The following is a 15,467-nucleotide window of genomic DNA, read 5'->3' on the forward strand; positions in this document are numbered from 1 at the left end:
CGTTAGTGTTCTCTGGTATCAAATGGTCCAGGCGGGACGGGGTCGTCACCACCAGGGTGTAAAGGGTGGCATTTTAATACGCGTTTCACTGTCAACCAACTGCCTTTTATCACTCCAAACCTGCGCAATGCCTCAATTCCGTATTGAGAACAGGTTGGGGTGAAACGACAATGCGGCCCGAGTAGCGGACTAATCAGGCGCTGATAGACCCTGATTAGGCCTATCAGGACCCGCGAGCCAGGCGACAATGACGGCGCCATAATTTTTCCAACGCTTCCGAGAGAGCACGGTTATCGAGGTCGGCAACCCCTCTCTTTGCCACCACCACGAAATCCATTGGCGGGAGTTCATGCTGACGCAAACGAAAACTTTCACGCGTCAGACGTTTAATCCGATTGCGTTCATGTGCGCGTTTGACGTTTTTCTTGGCGACGGTGAGACCGATACGGGGATGCCCCAGCGAATTCAGGCGGCCGAGAATGGTGATTTGCGGCGTGCCAGCCCGTTGTGGCTGCTGGAAGACGAATGTGAAATGAGTGGGAGTTAACAAACGTAACTCCCTGGGAAATGCTAGCTTAACCACTCGAGGGGTTAGCTTTATTACTTAGAAACGGTCAGACGAGAACGGCCTTTAGCACGACGACGTGCCAGAACCTGACGACCATTTTTAGTAGCCATACGAGCACGGAAGCCGTGAGAACGGTTGCGCTTCAGTACAGACGGTTGAAAAGTGCGTTTCATGGCGATTTCTACCTAAACTTGAATAAATTCAATGGCTTTATTGGATATCCGAACGAAAATCGAACGATGGACACCGAAGCCATGGGTGATTAAAGAGGCCGGATTGTAATAATTGTACACTCCGGAGTCAATTCTCTTTCCTTATTTACCGCGTAAAAAACCACGTATCACCGCAGTTTTTCGCCCGGTAAATGAGCAGCGTCCTTCACCAAAATTCGCGCAGAACATGCCGGGTGGGGGATTATACGGCCTGCCCATTAAAGCGCAAGGATCATCCTGGATCTTTGTTAGATCATTTAAGCAGAAATTTGTCGCTAGTCATTAATTTTTCCAATATGCGAAGGAAATCGTGCCTTCTCTTTATCGGGATCGTTTACACTTAGCGCTTCTGGATCCACCCTGTGGATAAATCGGGAAGAATCTGTGAGAAACAGAAGATCTCTGGCGCAGTTTACGCTATGATCCTCGGCCCGATCGCGATCGGTGGATCGTAAAAGGGGAAAGTAACCGCGTCATTTCAGCACCGCGTCTGAAGGGCGCCGTTGAAAACCGCAGATAGCGGTTCGCACGTCACCCGCTTGCATCGGGTCTTTTCGACGTGTGCCAAAAATCACGAATTTTTAATCTTATACACAGCATTGTTCGGGCTGCATCTATGCAGCAACTGAATGAGTCCCCGACAGTATTCAGTTTTACTGGCGGCAGGATCGTCAGAGGTAGCCTGCAGGTTTGCCTGGAGGATGATGTGTATCGACTTTTTTCGAGTGGAGTCCGCCGTGTCACTTTCGCTTTGGCAGCAATGTCTTGCCCGATTGCAGGATGAGTTACCAGCCACAGAATTCAGCATGTGGATCCGCCCATTGCAGGCGGAACTAAGCGATAACACGCTGGCACTGTATGCGCCAAATCGTTTCGTACTTGATTGGGTAAGAGATAAATACCTCAATAACATCAACGGTCTGCTGAATGATTTTTGCGGCTCTGATGCCCCGCAGCTGCGCTTTGAGGTTGGCACTAAGCCCGTCACCCAGACCTTAAGAGAGACGGCGAACGTCAGCGCCCCGGCCCAGATGGCCCAGGTTCATACCCCGCGCGTTGCCCCGGCACCGCGTGCCGGATGGGATAACGTCCCGGCGCCTGCCGAGCCTTCCTATCGCTCTAACGTCAATGTTAAACATACCTTTGATAACTTCGTTGAAGGTAAGTCGAACCAGCTGGCCCGCGCGGCGGCGCGTCAGGTGGCAGACAACCCTGGCGGCGCGTATAACCCCTTGTTCCTCTACGGCGGCACCGGTCTCGGTAAAACGCACCTGTTGCACGCGGTGGGCAACGGTATTATCGCCCGCAAACCAAACGCGAAAGTGGTGTATATGCACTCCGAGCGCTTTGTCCAGGACATGGTAAAAGCCCTGCAAAACAACGCGATCGAAGAGTTTAAACGCTACTATCGTTCAGTGGATGCTCTGCTGATCGATGATATTCAATTCTTCGCCAACAAAGAGCGCTCTCAGGAAGAGTTCTTCCACACCTTTAACGCCCTTCTGGAAGGTAATCAGCAGATCATCCTCACGTCGGATCGCTATCCGAAAGAGATCAACGGTGTAGAAGATCGTCTGAAATCCCGCTTTGGCTGGGGTCTGACGGTGGCCATTGAGCCACCTGAGCTTGAGACCCGCGTCGCTATCCTGATGAAAAAAGCCGACGAAAACGATATTCGTCTGCCTGGCGAGGTGGCGTTCTTCATTGCCAAGCGTCTACGCTCTAACGTGCGTGAGCTTGAAGGAGCACTGAACCGCGTTATTGCCAACGCCAACTTTACCGGCCGGGCGATCACCATCGATTTCGTGCGCGAAGCGCTGCGCGACCTGTTAGCGCTGCAGGAAAAGCTGGTCACCATCGACAATATTCAGAAGACGGTGGCGGAGTACTACAAAATTAAAGTCGCGGATCTGCTCTCCAAACGACGTTCTCGTTCGGTAGCGCGTCCGCGCCAGATGGCGATGGCGTTGGCGAAAGAACTCACCAACCACAGTCTGCCGGAGATTGGCGATGCGTTTGGTGGCCGTGACCATACCACCGTGCTGCACGCCTGCCGTAAGATTGAACAGCTGCGTGAAGAAAGCCACGATATCAAAGAAGACTTTTCCAATTTAATCAGAACATTGTCGTCGTGATCCTATGAAATTTACCGTAGAACGTGAACATTTATTAAAACCGTTACAACAGGTGAGTGGCCCGTTAGGCGGGCGTCCGACATTGCCGATTCTGGGTAACCTGTTGCTGCAGGTCGCGGACGGCACGCTGTCGCTGACCGGTACCGATTTGGAAATGGAAATGGTAGCGCGCGTGGCGCTGCTGCAGGCACATGAACCGGGCGCGACTACCGTTCCGGCACGTAAATTCTTTGATATTTGCCGTGGCCTGCCGGAAGGTGCTGAGATTGCTGTACAGCTGGAAGGCGACCGTATGCTGGTGCGCTCTGGCCGTAGCCGCTTCTCGCTCTCTACGCTGCCTGCTGCCGACTTCCCGAACCTGGACGACTGGCAGAGCGAGGTTGAATTCACTCTGCCGCAGGCGACCATGAAGCGCCTGATTGAAGCCACTCAGTTCTCGATGGCGCATCAGGACGTTCGTTATTATTTAAACGGCATGTTGTTCGAAACCGAAGGTGAAGAGCTGCGTACCGTGGCAACCGACGGCCACCGTCTGGCGGTTTGCTCCATGCCTATCGGGCAATCGCTGCCGAGCCATTCGGTGATCGTGCCGCGTAAAGGGGTGATTGAGCTGATGCGTATGCTCGACGGTGGCGATACGCCGCTGCGCGTGCAGATCGGCAGCAACAACATCCGCGCGCACGTCGGTGACTTTATCTTCACTTCCAAGTTGGTTGATGGTCGTTTCCCGGATTATCGCCGCGTATTGCCGAAGAATCCGGACAAACATCTGGAAGCTGGTTGCGATATCCTCAAGCAGGCTTTTGCCCGCGCGGCGATTCTCTCCAACGAGAAATTCCGCGGCGTGCGCCTGTTTGTCAGCGAAAACCAGCTGAAAATCACCGCCAACAACCCGGAGCAGGAAGAAGCAGAAGAAATTCTGGATGTCTCCTACCCGGGCACCGAGTTGGAAATCGGCTTTAACGTCAGCTACGTGCTGGACGTTCTGAACGCGCTGAAGTGCGAGAACGTGCGCATTCTGCTGACCGATTCCGTATCGAGCGTACAGATTGAAGATGCCGCATCACAGTCGGCTGCCTATGTTGTTATGCCAATGAGACTGTAATGTCGCTCACCCGCCTGTTGATCCGCGATTTTCGCAATATCGAAAACGCGGATCTCGCGTTATCTCCTGGCTTTAACTTCCTGGTTGGCGCCAACGGCAGCGGCAAAACCAGCGTGCTGGAAGCCATCTATACGCTCGGTCATGGCCGGGCGTTTCGCAGTTTGCAGATTGGCCGCGTTATCCGCCACGAGCAGGAATCATTTGTCCTGCACGGCCGCCTACAGGGCGCGGAGCGTGAAACCTCTATCGGTCTGACCAAAGACAAGCAGGGCGACAGCAAGGTGCGCATCGACGGCACCGACGGCCATAAAGTGGCCGAACTGGCGCTGCTGATGCCAATGCAGCTGATTACGCCCGAGGGGTTTACTTTACTCAACGGCGGCCCCAAATATAGAAGAGCGTTCCTTGATTGGGGATGCTTCCACAACGAAGCCGGATTCTTCAACGCCTGGAGCAACCTGAAGCGGTTGCTCAAGCAGCGCAACGCCGCGCTGCGCCAGGTGAGCCGCTACGCGCAGCTTCGTCCGTGGGATATGGAACTTATCCCACTGGCAGAGCAAATCAGCCGCTGGCGCGCGGAATACAGCGCCGGTATCGCCGAAGATATGGCGGATACCTGCAAACAATTTCTCCCGGAGTTCTCTCTGACCTTCTCCTTCCAGCGCGGCTGGGAAAAAGAAACTGACTATGCCGAAGTGCTGGAGAGAAACTTCGAACGCGACCGTATGCTGACCTACACGGCACACGGTCCGCACAAGGCGGACTTCCGCATTCGCGCCGACGGCGCGCCGGTGGAAGACACCTTATCGCGCGGGCAGCTCAAGCTGCTGATGTGCGCGCTACGCCTGGCACAGGGCGAGTTTTTAACTCGCGAAAGCGGGAGACGCTGCCTGTACCTGATAGATGATTTTGCCTCGGAACTTGATGATGCGCGGCGTGGCCTGCTGGCCAGCCGTTTAAAAGCTACACAGTCTCAGGTTTTCGTCAGTGCGATCAGCGCTGAACACGTTCTGGACATGTCGGACGAAAATTCGAAGATGTTTAACGTGGAAAAGGGTAAAATAACGGATTAACCCAAGTTTAAATGAGCGAGAAACGTTGATGTCGAATTCTTATGACTCCTCCAGTATCAAAGTCCTGAAAGGGCTGGATGCGGTGCGTAAGCGCCCGGGTATGTATATCGGCGACACGGATGACGGCACCGGTCTGCACCACATGGTATTTGAGGTTGTGGATAACGCTATCGACGAAGCGCTCGCTGGTTACTGCAAAGATATCGTTGTCACGATCCACAGCGATAACTCCGTATCCGTACAGGATGACGGCCGTGGTATCCCAACCGGTATTCACCCGGAAGAGGGCGTTTCTGCTGCGGAAGTCATCATGACGGTTCTGCACGCAGGCGGTAAGTTCGACGATAACTCCTATAAAGTCTCCGGCGGTCTGCACGGCGTGGGTGTTTCCGTGGTTAACGCCCTGTCCCAGAAGCTGGAACTGGTTATCCAGCGCGATAACAAAATTCACCGTCAGATTTACGCGCACGGCGTGCCGCAGGCACCGCTGGCCGTCACTGGCGATACCGAAAAAACCGGTACCATGGTGCGTTTCTGGCCGAGCTATGAAACCTTCACCAATGTCGTCGAGTTTGAATACGATATCCTGGCAAAACGTCTGCGCGAGCTGTCGTTCCTGAACTCCGGCGTCTCTATTCGTCTGCGCGATAAGCGTGACGGCAAAGAAGACCACTTCCACTACGAAGGCGGCATCAAGGCGTTCGTTGAGTATCTCAACAAGAACAAAACGCCAATTCACCCGAACATCTTCTATTTCTCCACCGAAAAAGACGGTATCGGCGTCGAAGTTGCGCTGCAGTGGAACGACGGCTTCCAGGAAAACATCTACTGCTTCACCAACAACATTCCACAGCGTGATGGCGGTACTCACCTTGCAGGCTTCCGTGCGGCGATGACCCGTACCCTGAACGCCTACATGGACAAAGAAGGCTACAGCAAAAAAGCCAAAGTCAGCGCCACCGGTGATGATGCCCGTGAAGGCCTGATTGCGGTGGTTTCCGTGAAAGTTCCGGATCCTAAATTCTCCTCTCAGACCAAAGACAAACTGGTCTCCTCCGAGGTGAAAACGGCGGTAGAACAGCAGATGAACGAACTGCTGAGCGAATACCTGCTGGAAAATCCGTCTGACGCGAAAATCGTCGTCGGCAAAATTATCGACGCGGCACGTGCGCGTGAAGCGGCGCGTAAAGCCCGTGAAATGACTCGTCGTAAAGGCGCGCTCGACTTAGCAGGTCTGCCGGGCAAACTAGCCGACTGCCAGGAACGCGACCCGGCGCTGTCTGAACTGTACCTCGTGGAAGGGGACTCAGCGGGCGGCTCTGCGAAGCAGGGGCGTAACCGTAAGAACCAGGCGATTCTGCCGCTGAAGGGTAAAATCCTCAACGTTGAGAAAGCGCGCTTCGACAAGATGCTCTCCTCTCAGGAAGTGGCCACGCTGATTACCGCGCTGGGCTGCGGCATCGGTCGTGACGAGTACAACCCGGACAAACTGCGTTATCACAGCATCATCATCATGACCGATGCGGACGTCGACGGCTCGCACATTCGTACGCTGCTGTTGACCTTCTTCTATCGTCAGATGCCGGAAATCGTTGAACGTGGCCACGTCTACATTGCACAGCCACCGCTGTACAAAGTGAAGAAAGGCAAGCAGGAACAGTACATCAAAGATGATGAAGCGATGGACCAGTACCAGATCTCCATCGCGCTTGATGGCGCAACCCTGCACACCAACGCCAGCGCGCCAGCGTTAGCGGGTGAGCCGCTGGAAAAACTGGTTGCCGAGTTCAACGCGACCCAGAAGATGATCAACCGTATGGAACGTCGCTTCCCTAAAGCGCTGCTGAAAGAACTTATCTATCAGCCAACGCTGGTGGAAGCAGACCTGTCCGACGAACAGAAAGTGACGCGTTGGGTGAACGCGCTGGTGACCGAGCTGAACGAAAAAGAACAGCACGGCAGCCAGTGGAAGTTTGATATTCAGCACAACGTTGAACAACAGCACTTCGAGCCGATTATTCGCGTCCGTACCCACGGCGTGGATACCGACTACGTGCTGGACAGCGAGTTCGTTAACGGTGGCGAATACCGTCGTATCTTCACGCTGGGCGAGAAACTGCGTGGCCTGGTGGAAGAAGATGCGTTCATCGAACGTGGCGAACGCCGTCAGCCAGTTTCCAGCTTCGAACAAGCGCTGGATTGGCTGGTGAAAGAGTCCCGTCGTGGTCTGGCTATCCAGCGTTATAAAGGTCTGGGCGAAATGAACCCGGATCAGCTGTGGGAAACCACCATGGACCCAGACAGCCGCCGTATGCTGCGCGTGACCGTGAAAGATGCAATTGCCGCTGACCAGCTGTTCACCACCCTGATGGGTGATGCCGTTGAGCCGCGTCGTGCCTTTATCGAAGAGAACGCCCTGAAAGCGGCGAACATCGATATCTAATCCGTGTTGTCGCCCGGCCGACGCTGGGAAATCAACGCCAAAAACGCCTGAATTTTTTCAGGCGTTTTTTTATGCCCGCCACCCACGGACTATACTTCTCTACGTCTTCACTTAACCGTCATTCTGAGGTGGAAATATGGGGCTTTTTGATGATGTCGTAGGCTCGCTGCTCAGCGGCGATGCGGGTAAATATCAGGCTATCCTGAGCTGGGTAAACGAGCAGGGCGGTATTCAGGCGCTGCTGGAGAAGCTGCAAAGCGGCGGACTCGGTGACATCGTTTCATCCTGGATAAGTAATCAACAAAGTAATCAATCGATTAGCAGTGACCAAGTGGTCTCGGCGCTCGGCGCGCCCGCCGTGTCGGATCTGGGGGAAAAGCTGGGCACCGATGCTAGCTCTGCCTCAACGATGCTGGCGGAATATCTGCCGAAAATCGTCGATGCGCTGTCGCCAAAAGGCGAAGTGGACCCGCAGGCACATAACGATTTGCTGTCAGTAGGGATGGATCTGCTAAAAGGCGGCAAGCTTTTCGGTTAACGACGCGGCAAAAGGGGAGCACGCTTCTGGCGTTGTATCCCCGTTTTAAGCGCTGTTGGCTACTGTTTTTTGAGCTAAACCGAGTTAGCATGAGAACAGACTCATCTAACCTGGGGATCTCATGGCTATTAAACTTATTGCAATCGACATGGACGGAACATTGCTGTTGCCGGACCACACTATTTCTCCTGCGGTAAAAAACGCGCTGGCTGCAGCACGTGCAAAAGGGGTTAACGTGGTCCTGACCACCGGGCGTCCGTACGCCGGTGTGCACAGCTACCTGAAAGAGCTGGGGATGAACGAGCCGGGAGATTACTGTATTACCTATAACGGCGCGCTGGTGCAGAAAGCGGGTGATGGCAGCACCGTGGCGCAGACCGCGCTGAACTACGATGACTACCGCTTCCTGGAAGAACTGTCGCGTAAAGTCGGCTCTCACTTCCACGCGCTGGACCGCAACACGCTGTACACCGCGAACCGCGATATCAGTTACTACACCGTGCACGAATCCTTTATCGCCACCATCCCGTTGGTCTTCTGCGAAGCCGAAAAAATGGACCCGGCAACCGAATTCCTCAAGGTGATGATGATCGATGAACCCGCTATTCTGGATAAAGCGATTGCCCGTATCCCGCCGGAAGTGAAAGAGAAATACACCGTGCTGAAAAGCTCGCCGTACTTCCTCGAGATCCTCGATAAGCGCGTGAACAAAGGTACCGGCGTGAAGTCGCTGGCCGATGTGCTGGGCATCAAGGCGGAAGAGGTGATGGCTATCGGTGACCAGGAAAACGACATCGCGATGATTGAATACGCGGGCGTTGGCGTGGCGATGGATAACGCGATTCCGGCGGTGAAAGAGGTGGCGAACTTCGTCACTAAATCAAACCTGGAAGACGGCGTTGCCTGGGCGATTGAAAAATACGTCCTGTCCTGATTTTCCTGTTGCCCGGCGTCGTCCGGGCACTAACCTTAAGATTGTTTGCAAACTTGTAATTGTATTATCAGGTGTGAAATCGCACGGAAGTCCCCCCAATAAGTACGTAATTTCTTTACTCTCCTCCCCCTCTTTTATCTCCCGGCAAACCTGCCTGCACATACGCTTCATTTATGATCAACAAACGCATCCGTCTGATGCTGATGATGTCATCCTGTACGGTTTTTCAGACCTGGGCTGCGACGGATTCTGACTCGACGCTGACACCGCTTTATGGCTATCAGGATGATAGCCAGGCCACCCCTTTGGCCGTGAAACCTGCGGCCGCTGCGCCGGAAGAACGCCACTCCGTTTTACCCTTCTTAGGTGATGAGGCGCGTAAACGCGGCTATGAACTGCCATTGCCGTTTGGCGTGAATATTAACTACATGAATATCCGGCAGAATATTGATGTAGATAGTATTAATTTTAATGGTCTGTCTTTACCAGGTCCGAAAGGGCCGATCTCACTCGATAACGCCTTTAAAATCAATGTTGGCAATACGCGTGAAAGAAGCAAAACCGAAACCCTGAAGCTGGATGCCTGGCTGCTGCCGTTTATGAACGTGTATGGCCTGGTGGGGTATACCGACGGGCATTCCGTTTCGCAGATTGGTGTTGATGTGCTTGGACCACATGGACACTCAATCCCACTGTTGCCAAAGTATAAAAATCAGCTGCAGAACCTAGCCTTCCAGCTCGACTTTAAAGGCACCACCTACGGCATCGGCACCACGCTGGTCGGCGGCGTTGGCAACTGGTTTACCGCCTTCGATGCCAACTACACCCAGACGCAGTTCGATATTCTGGATGGCAGCATCGACGCGTTCACTATTTCTCCGCGTATCGGCTACCGTTTTAACACGCCGGGCATCGATACCCTGCATCTGCCTTCCGGTAAGTTGAACCTGTGGGTGGGCACCATGTATCAGGACGTGCAGCAGGAGTTTAAAGGCAGCCTGAGCGATCTCACCATGCCATCTGCGGCGCTTCAGGAAATGGTGAATGCTGCGAACCGTGATGGCAAAGGTCGCTTCGATGTAAAACAGCATCTGTCATCACCGTGGAACGTGCTGGTAGGGGCGCAATATGAGCTTACCCGCAACTTCAACGTCACCACTGAGATTGGTTTTGCCGACCGCAACAGCTTCTTTGTGGCGGGAGAGTATCGCTTTTGACACGCCTCGCGCTGCTCCTGCCTTTTTGTCTGTTTGCCGGTCAAGTTCAGTCGGCGCTGCCGACTCGCGACCAGGTTGATGGCTGGCTGAAAACGCTTGGGGCGAGCGATAACTTTGATGCCAGCAAAGGCATTGATTGGGGCGTGATGCCGGGGCCATTTTACACCCCGGAGCTAGGTCTCGGCGTGGGCACGGCGGTGGTGGGTATGTACCGCCCCGACCCTGATGATACGGTCAGCCAGAACTCAACGCTGACGCTAAGCGGCTACTTTAGCTCGACCGGCGCATTTGGCGTTACGATGCAGAATTACGCCTTTTTCGCCGACGATCGCTGGCGTTTCTTTCTGGATGGTTCTCTGACGGACACCCCGACCTACTACTGGGGGCAGGGCTTCAGCGCGGGTGATAAAGACAGTAAGAAAGAGCAGTACACTGCCCAGGATCTCGACCTGCGCCCGACGCTGTACCGCCGGCTGGCGCCGAACGTTTATTTGGGTATCGGCTGGTCGCTGAATGCCCAGCATGCGACGCAAATCGATGATAACGATCCGCCGAAAATTAACGATACCGCGCAGGGCGCGTCGGTATTGAGCTCCGGCAGTAGCGTTGATCTCAGCTGGGATGACCGCGATTTCGTCCCCAATCCGCGCAAAGGGCTGTACGCCGATCTCCGCTACACCCGCTTTACCCCGGATGTCGGCAGCGATACCCGCTTCGATGAATACCAGCTTCACTACAGCCGCTATCACTCGCTGGATGACAACAACGTGCTGGCGTGGGAGATGGATGGCGCTTTTACCCAGGGCGATGTTCCCTGGACGATGATGCCGCTGCTCGGCAGCAATCAGCGGATGCGCGGCTACTACGAAGGCCGCTACCGGGATAAAAACGTCGTCAGCGGTCAACTGGAGTACCGCCGCAAGCTCGACTGGCGGCACGGCGTCGTTGGTTGGCTGGGGGCGGGCACCATGGGGCCATCGTTCCATTCGCTGGGCGATGGACGCTGGCTGCCCTCGGCGGGCGTTGGCTATCGTTTTGAGTTCAAGCCGCGCGTGAACGTCCGGCTGGATTACGGTATTGGCAAAGGCAGCAGCGGTTTTTACTTTCAGGTAGGAGAAGCATTTTGAAGGCGTGGGTGAAAACAATATCGCTGCTGGCGCTGTGCGCCGTGACGCAGGTCTACGCCACGCTGCCGGTAGCGCTGGATTTAGCGACTCAGGCGACCTCGCAGGCCAGCAGCGCCTGGCCCACCATGCCGCCGCAGCCGCTGCCAAAAGGGCTCCGTCCGTGTTGCGCCTTTGGCTACAACCTGCACGCAGAGCTGCTGGGTATGCCGGTACCGTTCTACCAACTGGATAACGTGGCCAATGCCCGTCATCTGGGACAACATCAGTACAACGATAAGATGTTGGCTGGGCTCGCGAATCTGACTGGCTTGAGCGGTGAGAATAACGGCATTCTCTACACCGCTCGCGGTGGTTTCATTGATACCGCCCACGTCCGCGATACGGCGGATATGACGGTCTATATCTTTAGCCAACTGCTGCCGCGGCTTGGGCAGGCGTTCACGCTCGATCTGGAGAGCGAGCTGGCGCAGCGTCGTCTGGCCTTTACGGCGTTTACTCCCCCCACCGATCCCGCTGAACGTTACACGCTCGCCGCCTGGCTTGCCGCGCATCTGGCGTATCAGGTTGCGGAGTGGCACGAAATTGCCCAATGGTACGGTTTTGAGTCGATTCCCGGTTTTTCGGAGGGGGTTTCCGCCTTTTCGCCGGAAGATCTCTACTCAAACCTGCTAGGTGCGCGCTTAGCCGTTTCGTTGATCCTTGATGGACAGACCGTTTCCCTGGACGTTTACAATGCGGCGATGGGTACGGCGCTCAGCCAGGCGCTAATGCATCTGGGTGCCCAGCCCCCCGCGGTGACTCGCTTCCATTTCGATATGCTGGACGGCCGCTGGTGGAACAGCCAGCGCCGCGTGCCGGAGAAATATCTGGTGCTGCATCGTAACTTCCAGATGGGCGACAATCGTCTGCCAACGCGTGTACCGGGTGAGCAGAGCGCGCCGCAGCGTCTCACGCTGCCGCATCGTTGGCAGGGCGTCAACCTGGCCGACCTTGGGCAACTGCAGCTATGGCCGGGTGCGCCTATGAAGCAGCTTCCGCCGCCAGCGCGTTATTACACTGCGGAGGATTTTTCTGCCCTGGCGGCCAGCGCGCAGCAGGCGGATGTTCAGCCCCGTCGCTAAAGGCTTATGGGTTAGCGCCCCCACGTGGTAAAAAGAGGCGGTATCTTTCTACCGGGACTCCGTCATGAAACAAATCACCTTTGCGCCGCGCCATCATCAGCTTACCAATACCCGAACCTGGACGCCGGACAGTCAGTGGCTGGTCTTCGACGTTCGCCCGTCTGGCGCCTCGTTTACCGGTGAAACCATTGAACGCGTGAACGTACATAGCGGTGATATTGAGGTGATTTATCGTGCGAGTGAAGGCGCTCACGTCGGCGTGGTCACGGTGCACCCGTCTGAAGAACGATACGTGTTTATCCACGGCCCGGAAAATCCGAATGCCCAGTGGCAGTACGATTTTCATCATCGTCGCGGCGTGGTCACCTCGCTGGGGAAAACCCAAAACCTGGATGCGATGGATATCACCTCTCCCTATACTCCTGGTGCGCTTCGCGGCGGCAGCCACGTTCACGTCTACAGCCCGTGCGGACAGTACGTCAGTTTTACCTACAACGATCACGTGATGCACGAGTACAACCCGACGTTGGATCAGCGCAATGTGGGCGTGGCGGCACCCTATGGCCCGGTCACACCGAATGGCCAGCATCCGCGTGAATATGCAGGCAGCCACTGGTGCGTGCTGGTGAGCCAGACGACGGCGCAACCGCAGCCCGGCAGCGATGAGATCAACCGGGCCTACGAAGAAGGGTGGGTTGGCTCTTCCGCACTGGCCTTTATCGGCGATACCGTTTCACTTACCGGTGAAAAAGTGCCGGAGCTGTTTCTGGTCGCGCTGCCGCACGACGAGGCGGGTTGGAAACAGGCGGGGAGTGCGCCGCTATCCGGAACGCCAACAACGCTGCCTGCACCGCCTGAAGGCGTTCGCCAGCAGCGGCTGACCTTTACCCATCAACGTGCTTATCCTGGGCTGGTGAACGCGCCGCGCCACTGGGTGCGGAGTAACCGGCAGGGGACGCAGATTGCATTTCTGATGCGCGATGATCGCGGCGTAGTGCAGCTATGGCTTATTTCGCCAGAAGGCGGCGAACCGCGCCAGTTGACGCGCAATGCGTCGGATATCCAATCGGCGTTCAACTGGCATCCGTCAGGAAACGGGCTGGGGTTTGTGCTGGAGGGGCGTATTGCAATGTGCGATGCCGCGTCTGGCGCGGTGACCTTTTTAACGGCAGATCACGCTAATCCACCTTCGGCGGATGCGGTGGTTTTCTCGCCTGACGGTCAGTATATTGCCTGGATGGAAGAAGTGGCTGGCTTCCGCCAGCTATGGATGACCGAAACCCGTCGCTGAATCAAGGAGCGGGCATCGGGGCTGGCGGAATAACCGAATTGGTCGCCAGCGTCTCCCGTTCGCTTTTTTCCACGCGGGAGCGTACGGAGTTGTCCTTACGGAAGAAGTCCCACGGCAGCAGCACCGTGTCCATGACAGCCGTAAACGGCATATCAAGCACGACCAATGATTTAGTGGCCCAGTTGCTATCGTCATCGCCTAGCATTGCGGCGCTCGCCCGGGTACCAGGATAGGTCCCCTCTTTGCCGCCGGTATGTGACATGACGCTGGAACACCCTCCTGATAAGAAGATCCCCCCAACCAGCGCGGCTTTAATCAGAACATTTTTCATAGTGAGTTCTTCTAGTCACGGGCATATAGCAGCCCTTCATCGGGTTATATCGACCCATTGCCAAAATAGGAAGTACCAGCTTGCCGCTCTGTGGCGGCTGTCGCACTTTGACCTTTTGTGCCATACCCCAGTCTAAGCGCTCCTGGAGAAAGTGCAAAAAAAGTAAGACATGAGGACTTGAAAATGGTTCTTTTCGCCACATTTTATAGGTGTAGCCAAGAGGAACACGCCTTCGGGGTGTTTAGGCTTCAACAACCTGTCCATGATGGAAGGTGATTAATTTCTCGCTGATTTTCAGGAGCTATTTAACTATGCGTAACTTCGACTTATCCCCGTTATACCGTTCAGCCATTGGTTTTGATCGTCTGTTCAACCTGTTAGAAAACAATCAAACGCAAAGCAACGGCGGTTACCCTCCGTACAACGTTGAACTGGTTGATGAAAACCACTATCGCATCGCGATTGCCGTGGCCGGTTTTGCGGAAAGCGAGCTGGAAATCACCGCGCAGGACAACATGCTGGTGGTAAAAGGCGCACATGCCGCAGAGCAAAAAGAACGTACCTATCTCTATCAAGGCATCGCCGAGCGTAACTTTGAGCGCAAATTCCAGCTTGCGGAGCACATCCACGTGCGTGGCGCGAACCTGGTGAATGGCCTGCTCTATATCGAACTGGAACGTGTTATTCCCGACGCGGACAAACCGCGCCGCATCGAAATTAATTAATTTTGCCGGGCCGCCCGTGCGGCCCCGTAAGCTAAACCATCAATCGGCTTGCCGTCAGGGAGCCGGAAGGTACTTTTTCGCTTCTTAGAAGGAGAAATACAATGCGTAACTACGATTTATCCCCACTGCTGCGTCAATGGATCGGTTTTGACAAACTGGCGAACGCGCTGCAAAGCACCAGCGAAGGCCAGACCTTCCCACCGTACAACATCGAAAAAAGCGACGATAACCACTATCGCATTACCTTAGCGTTAGCCGGGTTCCGTCAGGAAGATCTGGATATTCAGCTCGAAGGCACGCGCCTGACCGTAAAAGGCACGCCAGAGCCGCAGGAAAAAGAGACCAAATGGCTGCATCAGGGGCTGGTTACCCAGGCCTTTAGCCTGAGCTTCACCCTGGCAGAAAATATGGAAGTCGCTGGTGCGACCTTTACCAACGGCCTGCTGCATATCGACCTTACCCGCAACGAGCCGGAAGCTATCGCGCCACAGCGCATCGCTATTAGCGAGCGGCCTGCGTTGAATAGTTAATAGAATTGCCCAATTAGCCCCGAGAAATCGGGGCTTTTTTTTTGCGAGTAAGAGCATGTTTTGCCCCCTTGCTGCAACGGGTGTTTCAGTTTAAAAAATAATCAATGAAAATTGACG

16 protein-coding genes are annotated in these 15,467 nt (G+C 55.0%); 12 read left to right on the top strand and 4 right to left on the bottom strand.

Annotated features, from left to right (window positions below):
• Positions 1–2 precede the first annotated feature (2 nt).
• The 3 genes from yidD to rpmH are packed head-to-tail and all read right to left on the bottom strand — an operon-like array spanning position 3 to position 741.
• Positions 3–260 carry a membrane protein insertion efficiency factor YidD gene (yidD, locus tag V6940_RS07030; protein ID WP_333495352.1) on the bottom strand — a complete coding sequence of 86 codons (258 nt, stop codon included), beginning with the start codon at positions 258–260 and terminating at the stop codon, positions 3–5.
• Positions 224–583 (bottom strand): ribonuclease P protein component, encoded by a 360-nt coding sequence (gene rnpA, locus V6940_RS07035; protein ID WP_034881900.1) that lies wholly within the window; start codon positions 581–583, stop codon positions 224–226. The genes yidD and rnpA overlap by 37 nt, the downstream gene beginning before the upstream one ends.
• Positions 584–600: 17 nt before the next feature.
• Positions 601–741 (bottom strand): 50S ribosomal protein L34, encoded by a 141-nt coding sequence (gene rpmH, locus V6940_RS07040; RefSeq protein ID WP_003849659.1) that lies wholly within the window; start codon positions 739–741, stop codon positions 601–603.
• A 776-nt stretch (positions 742–1,517) separates the two neighbouring features.
• Between rpmH and dnaA the strand changes: the two genes are divergently transcribed.
• The 10 genes from dnaA (at position 1,518) to V6940_RS07090 (ending at position 13,764) form a co-directional block, all read left to right on the top strand.
• Entirely contained in the window at positions 1,518–2,915 is a 1,398-nt protein-coding gene (dnaA, locus tag V6940_RS07045; RefSeq protein ID WP_185668152.1) for a chromosomal replication initiator protein DnaA, read from the top strand.
• Positions 2,916–2,919: 4 nt separating this feature from the next.
• Positions 2,920–4,020, top strand: a complete 1,101-nt coding sequence (gene dnaN, locus V6940_RS07050; protein ID WP_035896448.1) for a DNA polymerase III subunit beta — start codon at positions 2,920–2,922, stop codon at positions 4,018–4,020.
• Entirely contained in the window at positions 4,020–5,093 is a 1,074-nt protein-coding gene (recF, locus tag V6940_RS07055; RefSeq protein ID WP_270502217.1) for a DNA replication/repair protein RecF, read from the top strand. Before dnaN ends, recF begins: the two co-directional genes overlap by 1 nt.
• A 28-nt stretch (positions 5,094–5,121) precedes the next feature.
• Positions 5,122–7,536 carry a DNA topoisomerase (ATP-hydrolyzing) subunit B gene (gene gyrB, locus V6940_RS07060; protein WP_333495353.1) on the top strand — a complete coding sequence of 805 codons (2,415 nt, stop codon included), beginning with the start codon at positions 5,122–5,124 and terminating at the stop codon, positions 7,534–7,536.
• Positions 7,537–7,672: 136 nt separating this feature from the next.
• Positions 7,673–8,074 (top strand): YidB family protein, encoded by a 402-nt coding sequence (locus tag V6940_RS07065; RefSeq protein ID WP_333495354.1) that lies wholly within the window; start codon positions 7,673–7,675, stop codon positions 8,072–8,074.
• A 121-nt stretch (positions 8,075–8,195) separates the two neighbouring features.
• Entirely contained in the window at positions 8,196–9,008 is an 813-nt protein-coding gene (gene yidA, locus V6940_RS07070; protein ID WP_333495355.1) for a sugar-phosphatase, read from the top strand.
• 173 nt (positions 9,009–9,181) lie between these two features.
• Positions 9,182–10,225 (top strand): hypothetical protein, encoded by a 1,044-nt coding sequence (locus V6940_RS07075; RefSeq protein ID WP_442910785.1) that lies wholly within the window; start codon positions 9,182–9,184, stop codon positions 10,223–10,225.
• On the top strand, positions 10,222–11,352 hold the full coding sequence (locus V6940_RS07080) for a BamA/TamA family outer membrane protein (protein ID WP_442910786.1): 1,131 nt from the start codon (positions 10,222–10,224) through the stop codon (positions 11,350–11,352). The genes V6940_RS07075 and V6940_RS07080 overlap by 4 nt, the downstream gene beginning before the upstream one ends.
• Positions 11,349–12,473 (top strand): DUF4056 domain-containing protein, encoded by a 1,125-nt coding sequence (locus V6940_RS07085; protein WP_442910787.1) that lies wholly within the window; start codon positions 11,349–11,351, stop codon positions 12,471–12,473. The genes V6940_RS07080 and V6940_RS07085 overlap by 4 nt, the downstream gene beginning before the upstream one ends.
• A 64-nt stretch (positions 12,474–12,537) precedes the next feature.
• Positions 12,538–13,764 carry a DUF3748 domain-containing protein gene (locus tag V6940_RS07090; RefSeq protein WP_333495357.1) on the top strand — a complete coding sequence of 409 codons (1,227 nt, stop codon included), beginning with the start codon at positions 12,538–12,540 and terminating at the stop codon, positions 13,762–13,764.
• 1 nt (position 13,765) lies between these two features.
• Here the strand turns inward: V6940_RS07090 and V6940_RS07095 are convergent, their stop codons facing one another.
• A complete protein-coding gene (locus tag V6940_RS07095; protein ID WP_333495358.1) occupies positions 13,766–14,095 on the bottom strand; it encodes a YceK/YidQ family lipoprotein in 330 nt (109 codons plus the stop codon).
• Positions 14,096–14,406: 311 nt separating this feature from the next.
• Between V6940_RS07095 and ibpA the strand changes: the two genes are divergently transcribed.
• Together ibpA and ibpB are read left to right on the top strand one after the other, a co-directional pair.
• The gene (gene ibpA / locus V6940_RS07100) at positions 14,407–14,820 is read left to right on the top strand and encodes a small heat shock chaperone IbpA (protein WP_035896433.1); all 414 of its coding nucleotides are present in this window, start codon (positions 14,407–14,409) and stop codon (positions 14,818–14,820) included.
• 101 nt (positions 14,821–14,921) lie between these two features.
• Positions 14,922–15,350: a small heat shock chaperone IbpB gene (gene ibpB, locus V6940_RS07105; protein WP_185668145.1), complete on the top strand. Its 429-nt coding sequence runs from the start codon at positions 14,922–14,924 to the stop codon at positions 15,348–15,350.
• Positions 15,351–15,467: the final 117 nt, after the last annotated feature.

The organism is Kluyvera sp. CHPC 1.251 (assembly GCF_036759945.1).
GTDB lineage: Bacteria > Pseudomonadota > Gammaproteobacteria > Enterobacterales > Enterobacteriaceae > Kluyvera > Kluyvera sichuanensis.